A 14,357-nucleotide genomic window follows, 5' to 3' on the forward strand; every position below is an offset into this window, starting at 1 on the left:
ACGGACTTAAGGAGGTGTGTCTCGTGGCTAAAAAGGTAATTAAAATGGTAAAGCTTCAAATTCCTGCAGGTAAAGCTAACCCAGCTCCACCAGTTGGTCCAGCATTAGGACAAGCAGGTGTTAACATCATGGGCTTCTGTAAAGAGTTTAACGCTCGTACAGCAGATCAAGCTGGTCTTATCATCCCTGTTGAAATTACGGTATTTGAGGACCGTTCATTCACTTTCATTACTAAAACTCCTCCTGCTGCTGTTCTTCTTAAGAAAGTAGCTGGTATTGAGTCTGGTTCTGGTGAACCAAACCGTAATAAAGTGGCAACTGTTAAGCGTGATAAAGTACGCGAAATCGCTGAAACTAAAATGCCTGACCTAAACGCTGCTAGCGTAGAAGCTGCAATGCGTATGGTTGAAGGTACTGCACGCAGTATGGGCATCGTTATCGAAGACTAATTCGATTTGTTTTTAAAAAAGGTTGCGGGTCTGGAATTCCAATTCGCAACCTTTATTATCGTAAATGATTATTGTTTTTAAATAAATGGATGGCGCTCATCCTCAGGTTATACCTGAAAACAGGCGTAAACGTGGGAGGTTATTCCGCTAAAACCACATTCGAGGAGGAAATAAAAATGGCTAAAAGAGGTAAAAAGTACGTAGAAGCTGCAAAGCTTGTTGATCGTGCATCTGCTTACTCTGCAACAGAAGCAGTAGAATTAGTAAAGAAAACAAACACAGCTAAATTTGATGCAACTGTAGAAGCTGCATTCCGTTTAGGTGTTGACCCTAAGAAAGCTGACCAACAAATCCGTGGTGCAGTTGTTCTTCCACACGGTACTGGTAAAGTACAACGTGTATTAGTGTTCGCTAAAGGTGAAAAAGCTAAAGAAGCTGAAGCTGCTGGCGCTGACTTCGTAGGCGATACTGATTACATCGGTAAAATCCAACAAGGTTGGTTCGATTTCGATGTAGTAGTAGCAACTCCTGACATGATGGGTGAAGTTGGTAAACTTGGTCGCGTATTAGGACCTAAAGGTTTAATGCCAAACCCTAAAACTGGAACAGTTACTTTCGATGTAACTAAAGCTGTTAACGAAATCAAAGCTGGTAAAGTTGAATACCGCGTTGATAAAGCTGGTAACATCCATGTTCCAATCGGTAAAGTATCTTTCGAAGATGCTAAATTAGTAGAAAACTTCAAAACAATCGCTGACACTTTATTAAAAGTTAAGCCATCTGCTGCAAAAGGTACTTACATGAAGAACGTAACAGTTGCTTCTACAATGGGACCTGGCGTACGCGTAGACGTTTCTACATTAGCGTAAAAATTGGAAGTTGACTTCATAAAGAAGATTTAATATAATCATTTATGTTGTGAATTTAAATAGTGTACCGTAGACAGTAGGTGTCAATAGACTTAATTTCCTACCTAGGTGTTAATATACGAAACGGAATTTTTTTCTGTGACTATATGCCTCCATGTCTACAAGTTGGGCATGGAGGTTTTTAGTGCACTTTCGGTACATCTTCTATATAATCTACAGGAGGTGTAATAACATGAGCAAAGTAATCGAAACTAAACAACAAGTTGTAACTGAAATCGCGGACAAACTTCGTGCTAGTAAATCTACAATTGTTGTTGACTACCGTGGTTTAACAGTTTCTGAAGCAACAGAATTACGTAAGCAATTACGTGAAGCTGGCGTTGAGTTCAAAGTTTACAAAAACTCTCTAACTCGTCGTGCTGCAGAATCTGCTGAAATGGCTGAGTTAAACGAATTCTTAACAGGACCAAACGCAATCGCGTTCAGTAACGAGGATGTAGTTGCTCCTGCGAAAGTATTAAACGACTTCGCTACAAAACATGAAGCTTTAGAAATTAAAGCGGGCGTAATCGAAGGTAAACTTGTAACACTTGATGAGGTTAAAGCAATCGCTACTCTTCCATCACGTGAAGGCTTACTTTCTATGCTTCTTAGCGTTCTTCAAGCTCCAATCCGTAACCTTGCACTTGCTACTAAAGCAGTTGCAGAACAAAAGGAAGAGCAAGGCGCTTAATTTTTTAAAAGATAATTACTTGTTATCTATAAAACAATACAAACCTATTTAAGGGAGGATATTTACAATGACTAAAGAACAAATCATTGAAGCAGTTAAATCTATGACTGTATTAGAACTTAACGACTTAGTAAAAGCTATCGAGGAAGAATTCGGCGTAACTGCTGCTGCTCCTGTAGCTGTAGCTGGTGGCGCTGGTGAAGCTGCTGCTGAAAAAACTGAGTTTGATGTAGTACTTGCAAGTGCTGGCGCTCAAAAAATCAAAGTTATCAAAGCTGTACGTGAAATCACTGGTCTTGGCTTAAAAGAAGCTAAAGAATTAGTTGACAACACTCCAAAAGCAATCAAAGAAGGCGTTTCTAAAGAGGAAGCTGAAGAAATGAAAGCTAAACTTGAAGAAGTTGGCGCTGCTGTAGAAGTTAAGTAATTAACTTTTGATGCTTTAAAAAAAGCTCGCTCTCATGCGAGCTTTTTTTTTAACTGTAAAGAAAAGAGGTGGCCATATGGCAGACCATTATTTTTCTAACGACCCTTCTAGTAAAAGTGATCGTAAACGATGGGAATTTCCACTTCGTGGATCTCAATTTACTTTTTTATCTGACCATGGGGTGTTTTCGAAAAACGAGGTGGACTTTGGTTCTCGTCTTTTAATTGAAGCGTTTCAAATGCCGGATATTAAAGGTGATATATTAGACGTAGGTTGTGGATACGGTCCTATTGGTTTGTCGTTAGCGAAAGAGTTTCAAGGTTGTGAAGTTCACATGGTGGATGTGAATGAAAGGGCGCTTGGGCTTGCGAAAGAAAATGCCGCTAATAACAGAATCGAGAATATACGTATTTTTCAAAGTAGCGTCTATGAAAATGTAGATGGCGAGTATGCTGCTATTCTATCTAACCCTCCAATTCGTGCGGGTAAGGATATCGTACATGAGATTTTAGAAAAAGCTGTGGAGTATTTAGTTCCAGGTGGAGAACTTTGGATTGTTATTCAAAAGAAGCAAGGTGCACCATCTGCGCTGAAAAAACTAGAAGAAGTATTTTCTGAAGTTGAGATTGTAGAAAAGAAAAAAGGATATTATATCATAAAATCAAAAAAACGTTGACGGTTATTTTTGGCTATGTTAACATTATACAATGCCAATATATGATTTTCTGCGTTGAGAAAGATGTATATTTTTGTTTCTCTTGGAAAAGATAGTAAAATCAGCAGATTATGAAACAGAATGATGGTTTTCTTATAGAAGCCATTTTTCTTTTTTGAGCAGGTAGAAAGACTCAACGTATTTATCTTTAAGAGAACAAGACTACGCTAATAGCAGTAGTTGTATTTATTTGTGATTTTGCACAAATTTTTTTGTGCATTTATAATACTCATGATTTGAGGGGTGAAGCAGTTGACAGGTCAACTAGTTCAATACGGACGCCACCGCCAACGAAGAAGTTATGCCCGTATTAGTGAAGTATTAGAGTTACCAAATCTTATCGAAATTCAAACCTCTTCTTATCAGTGGTTTCTTGATGAGGGTTTGCGAGAAATGTTCCAAGACATTTCTCCGATTGAAGACTTTACGGGAAATCTATCGCTTGAATTTATCGACTACAGCTTAGGTGAACCTAAATACTCTGTAGACGAATGCAAAGAGCGTGATGTGACGTATGCAGCACCACTTCGTGTAAAAGTGCGTCTAATCAACAAGGAAACTGGTGAAGTAAAAGAACAAGATGTGTTCATGGGAGATTTCCCACTCATGACAGAGACTGGAACATTCGTAATTAACGGTGCAGAACGTGTTATCGTTTCCCAGTTAGTTCGCTCTCCAAGCGTATACTATAGTGGCAAAGTGGATAAAAACGGAAAACGTGGTTTTACTGCTACTGTAATTCCAAACCGCGGAGCTTGGTTAGAGTATGAGACAGATGCTAAGGATGTTGTATATGTGCGTATTGACCGTACGCGTAAACTTCCTGTAACTGTTTTGTTACGCGCATTAGGGTTTGGCTCTGATCAAGAAATCACCGAGCTTTTAGGTGATAACGAATACTTAAGCAACACATTAGAAAAAGACAACACAGATAGTACAGAAAAAGCATTGCTTGAAATTTATGAGCGTCTACGTCCTGGTGAACCACCAACAGTAGAAAATGCTAAGAGCTTACTTGTGTCTCGTTTCTTCGATCCAAAGCGCTACGATTTAGCAAATGTAGGTCGCTATAAGATCAACAAGAAGTTACACATTAAAAACAGATTGTTTAATCAACGTTTAGCTGAAACATTAGTGGATCCAGAAACTGGTGAAATTTTAGCGGCAGAAGGAACAATCTTAGATCGTCGTACACTTGATCGCATTTTACCTTACTTAGAGAAAAACATTGGATTCAAAACAGCGAAACCAATGGGTGGAGTGGTAGAAGGCGATGTTGAGCTGCAATCTATTAAGATTTATGCTCCTGAGTCGGAAGGCGAACGTGTAATTAATGTAATTGGTAATGCAAATATTACTCGTGATGTGAAACACATCACACCAGGTGATATCCTTGCTTCTATCAGTTACTTCTTCAACCTACTATACAAAGTAGGGGATACAGATGATATTGACCATTTAGGAAACCGTCGTCTGCGTTCTGTTGGAGAACTATTACAAAATCAATTCCGTATCGGTCTTTCTCGTATGGAACGTGTTGTTCGTGAGAGAATGTCGATCCAAGATACAAATGCAATTACACCACAGGCGCTAATTAATATTCGTCCTGTTATTGCATCTATTAAAGAGTTCTTCGGAAGTTCTCAGTTATCTCAGTTCATGGACCAAACAAATCCATTAGCAGAGTTAACTCACAAACGAAGACTATCTGCATTAGGACCTGGTGGTTTAACGCGTGAGCGCGCAGGCTTTGAAGTACGTGACGTTCATTACTCCCACTACGGTCGTATGTGTCCGATTGAAACACCAGAGGGACCAAACATCGGTTTGATTAACTCATTATCTTCGTTCGCGAAAGTAAATGAGTTTGGTTTCATTGAAACACCATATCGTCGTGTTGACCCAGAAACTGGTCTTGTAACAGGGCATGTTGATTATTTAACAGCAGATGAAGAAGATAACTATGTTGTAGCCCAAGCGAATATGAAATTATCTGATGAAGGTGAATTCCTAAGTGAAGATATCGTAGCTCGTTTCCGTGGTGAAAACATTGTCACAAATAGAGAACGCATCGACTACATGGATGTATCTCCAAAACAAGTAGTGTCGGCAGCGACAGCTTGTATTCCGTTCTTAGAAAACGATGACTCTAACCGCGCACTTATGGGAGCGAACATGCAACGTCAGGCGGTTCCGTTAATGAATCCGGAATCTCCGATTGTAGGTACAGGTATGGAGTACGTATCAGCAAAAGACTCAGGTGCTGCAGTAATCTGTAAACATCCTGGTGTTGTTGAGCGCGTAGAAGCACGTGAAGTTTGGGTACGTCGCTATGTAGAAGTTGACGGTCAAACAGTAAAAGGCGACTTAGATCGCTACAAAATGCAAAAATTCATTCGTTCTAACCAAGGAACTTGTTACAACCAACGTCCAATCGTAAGTGTTGGAAATGAAGTTGTAAAAGGTGAAATCCTTGCGGATGGTCCTTCTATGGAATTAGGTGAACTAGCACTTGGACGTAACGTGCTTGTTGGCTTCATGACTTGGGACGGTTATAACTACGAGGATGCGATCATCATGAGTGAGCGCCTTGTAAAAGATGATGTGTACACTTCTATTCATATTGAAGAATATGAATCAGAAGCTCGTGATACGAAGCTTGGACCAGAAGAAATTACACGTGACATTCCAAATGTTGGGGAAGACGCATTACGTAACCTTGACGAGCGCGGTATCATTCGCGTTGGTGCTGAAGTAAAAGATGGAGATTTACTTGTTGGTAAAGTAACACCTAAAGGTGTAACAGAATTAACAGCTGAAGAACGTCTATTACATGCTATCTTTGGAGAAAAAGCGCGTGAAGTACGTGATACATCACTACGTGTACCACACGGTGGTGGCGGTATTATCTTAGACGTAAAAGTATTCAACCGTGAAGATGGCGATGAATTGCCACCAGGCGTGAATCAACTTGTACGTGCATATATCGTTCAAAAACGTAAAATTTCTGAAGGTGACAAGATGGCCGGACGTCACGGTAACAAAGGTGTTATTTCTCGTATTTTACCAGAAGAAGATATGCCTTACTTACCAGACGGTACGCCAATCGATATCATGTTAAACCCATTAGGGGTACCATCTCGTATGAATATCGGTCAGGTATTAGAGCTTCATCTTGGTATGGCAGCAAGATACCTGGGCATTCACATTGCAACACCAGTATTCGATGGTGCTCGTGAGGAAGATGTTTGGGGCACAATTGAAGAAGCTGGTATGGCAAATGACGCGAAAACAATCCTGTATGACGGACGTACTGGTGAACCATTCGATAACCGCGTATCTGTTGGTGTCATGTATATGATCAAACTTGCGCACATGGTTGACGATAAACTTCATGCTCGTTCTACTGGACCATACTCACTTGTAACGCAGCAACCTCTTGGAGGTAAAGCTCAGTTCGGTGGACAGCGTTTCGGTGAGATGGAGGTTTGGGCACTTGAAGCTTACGGTGCTGCTTATACTCTTCAAGAAATCTTAACAGTGAAGTCTGATGATGTTGTTGGACGTGTTAAGACTTATGAAGCAATTGTTAAAGGCGAAAATGTTCCAGAACCAGGCGTTCCTGAATCATTCAAAGTATTGATTAAAGAGCTGCAAAGTTTAGGTATGGACGTTAAAATGATGTCTAGCGACGATACAGAAATTGAAATGCGTGATACAGAAGATGACGATGATCATCAATCAGCAGATAAATTGAATGTCGAAGTTGAGACAACTAAGGAATAATTGGGATAACCTGTAGACTAAAAGGGAGGTAGGCCCCTTGATAGATGTAAATAACTTTGAATATATGAAGATTGGACTTGCTTCACCTGACAAGATTCGTTCTTGGTCATACGGTGAAGTTAAGAAACCAGAAACTATTAACTATCGTACGTTAAAGCCTGAAAAAGATGGCTTGTTCTGTGAGCGTATTTTCGGACCACAAAAGGACTGGGAATGTCATTGCGGAAAATACAAACGTGTACGTTATAAAGGTGTAGTTTGTGATCGATGTGGCGTTGAAGTAACGCGTGCAAAAGTACGTCGTGAACGTATGGGTCATATTGAATTAGCTGCTCCTGTATCTCATATTTGGTATTTCAAAGGTATCCCGAGCCGCATGGGACTTGTCTTAGACATGTCCCCTCGCGCGCTTGAAGAAGTAATTTATTTCGCTTCTTATGTTGTAACAGAAAGTGGAGATACACCACTTGATAAGAAGCAATTACTTTCTGAAAAAGAATACCGTGCATATCGTGATCGATATGGTAGCACATTCCAAGCTGCTATGGGTGCAGAAGCGATTAAAAAGCTACTACAAGACATTGATTTAGATAAAGAAGTAGACTTCTTAAAAGAAGAATTAAAAACAGCACAAGGACAACGCCGTACTCGTGCTATTAAACGTCTAGAAGTATTAGAAGCATTCCGTAACTCTGGAAATGAACCATCTTGGATGATCTTAGATGTTCTACCAGTTATCCCACCAGAACTACGCCCAATGGTACAGTTAGATGGTGGACGTTTTGCTACTTCTGACTTAAACGACTTATATCGTCGTGTAATTAACCGTAACAACCGTTTAAAACGTCTATTGGACCTAGGTGCTCCAAGCATTATCGTTCAAAACGAAAAACGTATGTTACAAGAAGCTGTAGATGCATTAATTGATAATGGTCGTCGTGGCCGTCCAGTAACTGGACCAGGTAACCGTCCATTAAAATCACTATCTCACATGCTTAAAGGTAAACAAGGACGTTTCCGTCAAAACTTATTAGGTAAACGTGTTGACTACTCTGGTCGTTCTGTAATCGTTGTAGGACCGAACTTAAAGATGTACCAATGTGGATTACCGAAAGAAATGGCGCTTGAACTGTTCAAACCTTTTGTTATGAAAGAATTAGTTGGAAAAGGGTTAGCACACAACATTAAGAGTGCGAAACGTAAAATTGAGCGTGTACACCCTGAAGTTTGGGACGTTTTAGAATCTGTGATTAAAGAACATCCAGTACTTCTAAACCGCGCACCAACACTTCACCGTCTTGGTATCCAGGCGTTTGAACCTACATTAGTAGAAGGTCGCGCAATTCGTCTTCACCCACTTGTATGTACTGCATACAACGCGGACTTTGACGGTGACCAAATGGCGGTTCACGTTCCGTTATCATCAGAGGCACAAGCAGAAGCTCGTATTCTTATGTTAGCGGCACAAAACATCTTGAATCCAAAAGACGGAAAACCAGTTGTTACTCCATCTCAGGATATGGTATTAGGTAACTACTACTTAACACTTGAGCGTGAAGGCGCAATCGGTGAAGGTATGGTCTTCAAAGATGCAAACGAAGCAATACTTGCATATCAAAATGGATATGTACATCTGCACACACGTGTTGCAGTTGCTGCAAGTTCAGTAAATAACGTAACGTTTACTGAAGAGCAAAAAGGTAAGCTTCTATTAACAACAGTTGGTAAATTAATATTTAACGAAATCTTACCAGAGTCGTTCCCTTATATTAATGAACCGACAAACTCAAACCTTGAAAAAGAAACACCAGCGGAATATTTCGTTGAAAAAGGTGCGAACATTAAAGAAATTATTGCTAGTCGCGAAGAAGTGGCGCCATTTAGCAAGAAGATCCTTGGTAACATCATTGCGGAAGTGTTCAAACGTTTCCAAATTACAGAAACGTCTCGCATGCTTGACCGTATGAAAAACTTAGGGTTCAAGTACTCTACAAAAGCTGGTATTACAGTTGGGGTATCTGACATTCTTGTATTAGGCGAAAAAGATGAAATTCTCCACGAAGCACAAGCAAAAGTAGATAATGTAATTAAACAATTCCGTCGCGGTTTAATCACGGAAGAAGAACGTTACGATCGCGTTATCTCTATTTGGAGTAATGCAAAAGATGTTATCCAAGGAAAACTGATGAAATCCTTGAATAAACGCAATCCAATCTTCATGATGAGTGACTCAGGTGCCCGTGGTAACGCATCTAACTTTACTCAGCTTGCTGGTATGCGTGGTCTGATGGCCAATCCATCTGGTCGTATCATCGAACTTCCAATCAAATCGAGTTTCCGTGAAGGTTTAACAGTACTTGAGTACTTCATCTCTACGCATGGTGCGCGTAAAGGTCTTGCCGATACAGCACTTAAAACTGCCGATTCTGGTTACTTAACACGTCGTCTTGTAGACGTTGCACAAGATGTAATTGTCCGTGAAGATGATTGTGGAACAGATCGTGGTCTATTAATTGGTGCGATTAAAGAGGGTAATGAAGTAATTGAGTCATTATATGATCGTCTTGTTGGACGTTTTGCAAGAAAAACTGTAAAACATCCTGAAACAGGTGAAGTATTAGTTAGTGAAAACCAATTAATTACTGAAGATATCGCTCATATCGTTGAAAATTCGGGTGTTGAAACTGTAAATATTCGTTCAGCGTTTACGTGTAACACTCGCCATGGTGTATGTAAGAAGTGTTACGGTCGTAACTTAGCAACTGGTACAGACGTAGAAGTAGGAGAAGCGGTAGGTATTATCGCAGCTCAATCTATCGGTGAGCCAGGTACACAGTTAACGATGCGTACATTCCATACAGGTGGGGTTGCCGGAGATGATATCACTCAAGGTTTACCTCGTATCCAAGAGATCTTCGAAGCTCGTAATCCGAAAGGTCAGGCAGTTATCAGTGAAATCGACGGTGTTATCGCAGCGATCAACGATGTTAAAGATCGCCAAGAAGTAGTTGTACAGGGTGAAGTTGAAGCTCGTACGTATGCTATTCCTTACGGTGCTCGTCTGAAAGTAACTCCAGGACAGCCAATTAGCCACGGTAAAGAGTTAACAGAAGGTTCTATTGATCCGAAAGAATTACTAAAAGTAACGGACATTACAGCAGTTCAAGAATACTTATTACGTGAAGTTCAAAAAGTATACCGTATGCAAGGGGTAGAAATTGGTGACAAACACGTAGAGGTAATGGTACGTCAAATGCTACGTAAAGTTCGTGTAAGTGATGCAGGTGAAACAGACGTATTACCAGGAACATTACTAGATATCCATCAGTTTACTGATGCGAATGCGAAGGTGTTACTGAAAGGTAAACAACCAGCGACAGCTAGACCTGTTCTACTTGGTATTACAAAAGCTTCACTTGAAACTGATTCATTCTTATCTGCAGCATCATTCCAAGAAACAACTCGTGTCTTAACTGATGCAGCAATTAAAGGTAAACGTGATGAGCTTCTAGGATTGAAAGAGAACGTTATTATCGGTAAACTTGTTCCTGCTGGAACAGGTATGAATCGTTATCGCAAAGTGGATCTTGTAAAAACAACACAAGATAACATGAATGTAGAAAACGATGAGATTTATGTGGAACAGTAAAATTTTCCGTCGTAAATTTTGTATAAAAACATCTAATCCTAGTTGACATTGTATGAGTCAAAATGTTACTATAATCAAGGTTGCTCCTGAACGATGCTTTGGAGGATATTTATATGTCTTATCAAAAAGTGTCAAATGCTGAAAATGTAGTCGTTGGTCATAAACGCACATTGGAAGCAATCAAAAATGGTATAGTTAAAGAAGTTGTTATTGCAGAAGATGCTGATGTGCGGTTAACCCATGTTATCATTCGCACTGCTTTGCAACATAACATACCCATAACAAAGGTTGAATCAGTTCGTAAGCTTGGAAAAGTTTCGGGGATTCAAGTGGGAGCTTCAGCAATAGGAATAATAAGTTAAAACTGTTTTTGTGAGGAGAGAGCATTTGCTCTTCCTTGCAAAAACTTTGTTTTCAACTAATAATGAACCACCTGGATATGTGGTCATACAAACATGCGAAGGGAGGATAATCAAATGCCTACTATTAACCAATTAGTGAGAAATGGTCGTACTGATAAAGTATGGAAATCTAAATCACCTGCGTTAAACAAAGGATTTAACTCTTTAAAGAAAAAATCAACTGATATCTCTGCACCTCAAAAACGTGGTGTATGTACTCGTGTTGGTACAATGACTCCAAAGAAACCTAACTCAGCGTTACGTAAATACGCTCGTGTACGTTTAACAAACGGTATTGAAGTTACAGCTTACATCCCAGGTATCGGTCATAACTTACAAGAGCATAGCGTAGTATTAATTCGCGGTGGTCGAGTAAAGGATTTACCAGGGGTACGTTACCACATCGTTCGTGGAGCGCTTGATACAGCTGGTGTTGACAAACGTATGCAAGGACGTTCTAAATATGGTACTAAGCGACCAAAACCTGCTAAAAAATAATAAACTTATAATGAAAGGAGGAACTCAATATGCCTCGTAAAGGACCTGTTGCGAAACGTGACGTGTTACCAGATCCAATGTACAATTCTAAGCTAGTAACACGCCTTATCAACAAAATGATGGTTGACGGTAAAAAAGGTAAATCTCAAACAATTCTTTATAACGCTTTCGATATCGTTCGTGAACGTTCAGATAAAGAACCAATGGAAGTATTCGAGCAAGCTCTTAAGAACATCATGCCTGTTCTTGAAGTACGCGCTCGTCGTGTTGGTGGTGCTAACTACCAAGTTCCAGTTGAGGTTCGTCCAGAACGCCGTACAACTTTAGGTCTTCGCTGGTTAGTAAACTATGCTCGTCTTCGTGGTGAAAAAACTATGGAAGAGCGTCTAGCTTACGAAATCTTAGATGCAGCTAACAACGCTGGTGCATCTGTTAAGAAACGTGAAGACACTCATAAAATGGCAGAAGCTAACAAAGCATTTGCTCATTACCGTTGGTAGGATTCAACGTAAAATAAATGTATGCATAAACCGCTTTATTTGTCGCTTATGGAAGTGTGGAGAGGGAGAATGCCTCTCCCTTTCGTTGGGCGCTCGTTTTACATAATGAGGGTACTGGACACTGGCATATGTAACAATATAAAGTGGCTTTTTTGCTACTTAAAATAAAAAATCCAATCCATATATGGAAGGAGCAAGACACCAAATGACAAGAGAGTTCTCTTTAGAAAACACTCGTAATATTGGTATCATGGCTCACATCGATGCTGGTAAAACAACAGCAACTGAGCGTATTCTGTATTACACAGGACGTATTCATAAAATCGGTGAAACTCATGAAGGTGCATCTCAGATGGACTGGATGGAGCAAGAGCAAGAGCGTGGTATCACAATTACTTCTGCTGCAACTACAGCTCAATGGAAAGGTCACCGTGTAAACATCATTGATACTCCAGGACACGTAGACTTCACAGTAGAAGTAGAACGTTCTTTACGCGTACTTGATGGTGCGGTAGCAGTACTTGATGCACAATCTGGTGTAGAACCACAAACAGAAACTGTTTGGCGTCAGGCTACTACTTACGGTGTACCTCGTATCGTATTCGTTAACAAAATGGATAAGATCGGTGCAGATTTCTTATACTCTGTAGGAACAATCCACGATCGTTTACAAGCAAACGCACATCCAATTCAGTTACCAATCGGTGCTGAAGATGAGTTCAATGGTATCATTGACCTTGTTGAAGAGTGTGCTTACATGTACGGTAACGATTTAGGAACAGACATCGAGCGTGTCGAAATTCCTGAAGAGCACAAAGAACTAGCTGAAGAATACCGTGGAAAGCTTATTGAAGCGGTAGCTGAGCTTGATGAAGAAATGATGATGAAGTACCTAGAAGGTGAAGAAATCACTGTAGAAGAGCTTAAAGCTGGTATCCGTAAGGCTACAACTTCTGTAGAATTCTTCCCAGTAATCTGTGGTTCTGCATTCAAAAACAAAGGTGTTCAAATTCTGTTAGACGCAGTTATCGACTACCTACCATCTCCATTAGATGTACCTGCTATTAAAGGTACTCTTCCGGATACAGATGAAGAAGTAGAACGTAAGTCTAGCGATGAAGAACCATTCGCAGCTTTAGCATTCAAAATCATGACTGACCCTTATGTTGGTAAGTTAACGTTCTTCCGTGTGTACTCTGGTGTGTTAAACTCTGGATCATACGTGAAAAACTCAACTAAAGGTAAGCGTGAGCGTGTAGGACGTATCCTACAAATGCACGCTAACAGCCGTGAAGAGATTTCAACAGTTTACGCTGGTGATATCGCTGCTGCTGTAGGTTTAAAAGATACTACTACTGGTGATACTCTTTGTGACGAGAAGAGCCTTGTTATCCTTGAGTCTATGGAATTCCCAGAGCCAGTTATCTCTGTAGCTATCGAACCAAAATCTAAAGCTGACCAAGATAAAATGGGTACAGCATTATCTAAGCTTTCTGAAGAAGATCCAACATTCCGTGCTCACACTGACCAAGAAACTGGCCAAACTATCATCGCTGGTATGGGTGAACTTCACCTTGATATCATCGTTGACCGTATGCGCCGTGAATTCAAAGTCGAAGCAAACGTTGGTGCTCCTCAGGTAGCATACCGTGAAACTTTCCGCGCTGCTGCGAAAGTTGAAGGTAAGTTTGCTCGTCAATCTGGTGGACGTGGACAATTCGGTCACGTTTGGATTGAGTTTGCACCTAACGAAGAAGGTAAAGGATTTGAATTCGAAAACAAAATCGTCGGCGGTGTAGTTCCACGTGAATACATCCCAGCTGTTGGAGCGGGTCTTGAAGACTCACTTAAAAATGGTGTACTAGCTGGTTACCCACTAGTTGACATTAAAGCAGCATTAGTTGACGGTTCTTACCATGATGTCGATTCATCTGAGATGGCGTTCAAAATCGCTGCATCTATGGCACTTAAAGCTGCGGTTTCTAAATGTAACCCAGTAATTCTTGAGCCAATGATGAAAGTTGAAGTTGTAATTCCTGAAGAGTACATGGGAGACATCATGGGTGACGTAACATCTCGTCGTGGACGTGTAGAAGGTATGGAAGCTCGCGGTAACGCACAAGTTGTTCGCGCTATGGTTCCACTTTCTGAAATGTTCGGTTATGCGACAGCATTACGTTCTAACACTCAAGGACGCGGAACATTCTCAATGACATTTGATCATTATGAAGAAGTACCGAAGTCTGTTTCAGAAGAAATTATTAAAAAAAATAAAGGCGAATAATTGATTTTTATCAATTGTTCGAGTATAACTACTTATGTAAGCTTAG

At 40.3% G+C, this 14,357-nt stretch carries 11 protein-coding genes and 1 other annotated feature; all 11 genes read left to right on the forward strand.

The features are described 5' to 3' along the window. The first annotated feature begins 23 nt into the window (after positions 1–23). The 11 genes from rplK to fusA all read left to right on the forward strand — a co-directional run bounded on the left by rplK (position 24) and on the right by fusA (position 14,311). Complete coding sequence (gene rplK / locus ATL10_RS26415; protein ID WP_001085872.1) at positions 24–449, forward strand: 50S ribosomal protein L11; 426 nt, start codon at positions 24–26, stop codon at positions 447–449. A gap of 176 nt (positions 450–625) precedes the next feature. Next, the gene (gene rplA / locus ATL10_RS26420) at positions 626–1,318 is read left to right on the forward strand and encodes a 50S ribosomal protein L1 (RefSeq protein ID WP_002094239.1); all 693 of its coding nucleotides are present in this window, start codon (positions 626–628) and stop codon (positions 1,316–1,318) included. Between the two features lie 49 nt (positions 1,319–1,367). Next, positions 1,368–1,511: a sequence feature (ribosomal protein L10 leader region), on the forward strand. A 39-nt stretch (positions 1,512–1,550) separates the two neighbouring features. Next, positions 1,551–2,051 carry a 50S ribosomal protein L10 gene (rplJ, locus tag ATL10_RS26425; protein WP_000048718.1) on the forward strand — a complete coding sequence of 167 codons (501 nt, stop codon included), beginning with the start codon at positions 1,551–1,553 and terminating at the stop codon, positions 2,049–2,051. Positions 2,052–2,118: 67 nt separating this feature from the next. Continuing rightward, a complete protein-coding gene (gene rplL / locus ATL10_RS26430; protein ID WP_000159737.1) occupies positions 2,119–2,478 on the forward strand; it encodes a 50S ribosomal protein L7/L12 in 360 nt (119 codons plus the stop codon). 76 nt (positions 2,479–2,554) lie between these two features. Further along, positions 2,555–3,154 (forward strand): class I SAM-dependent methyltransferase, encoded by a 600-nt coding sequence (locus tag ATL10_RS26435; protein ID WP_000763269.1) that lies wholly within the window; start codon positions 2,555–2,557, stop codon positions 3,152–3,154. Positions 3,155–3,445: 291 nt separating this feature from the next. Then, a complete protein-coding gene (rpoB, locus tag ATL10_RS26440; protein ID WP_000147553.1) occupies positions 3,446–6,979 on the forward strand; it encodes a DNA-directed RNA polymerase subunit beta in 3,534 nt (1,177 codons plus the stop codon). Positions 6,980–7,016: 37 nt separating this feature from the next. Next, a complete protein-coding gene (gene rpoC / locus ATL10_RS26445) occupies positions 7,017–10,628 on the forward strand; it encodes a DNA-directed RNA polymerase subunit beta' (protein WP_000567943.1) in 3,612 nt (1,203 codons plus the stop codon). A 113-nt stretch (positions 10,629–10,741) separates the two neighbouring features. Next, positions 10,742–10,990 carry a 50S ribosomal protein L7ae-like protein gene (locus ATL10_RS26450; RefSeq protein ID WP_000121833.1) on the forward strand — a complete coding sequence of 83 codons (249 nt, stop codon included), beginning with the start codon at positions 10,742–10,744 and terminating at the stop codon, positions 10,988–10,990. Positions 10,991–11,104: 114 nt separating this feature from the next. After that, positions 11,105–11,527: a 30S ribosomal protein S12 gene (gene rpsL, locus ATL10_RS26455; RefSeq protein ID WP_001142341.1), complete on the forward strand. Its 423-nt coding sequence runs from the start codon at positions 11,105–11,107 to the stop codon at positions 11,525–11,527. Between the two features lie 29 nt (positions 11,528–11,556). Continuing rightward, entirely contained in the window at positions 11,557–12,027 is a 471-nt protein-coding gene (rpsG, locus tag ATL10_RS26460; protein ID WP_001137492.1) for a 30S ribosomal protein S7, read from the forward strand. Between the two features lie 205 nt (positions 12,028–12,232). Continuing rightward, the gene (fusA, locus tag ATL10_RS26465) at positions 12,233–14,311 is read left to right on the forward strand and encodes an elongation factor G (RefSeq protein WP_000196384.1); all 2,079 of its coding nucleotides are present in this window, start codon (positions 12,233–12,235) and stop codon (positions 14,309–14,311) included. Positions 14,312–14,357 lie beyond the last annotated feature (46 nt).

It is taken from the genome of Bacillus sp. 196mf (genome assembly GCF_003217275.1).
Taxonomy (GTDB): Bacteria; Bacillota; Bacilli; order Bacillales; family Bacillaceae_G; genus Bacillus_A; species Bacillus_A thuringiensis_S.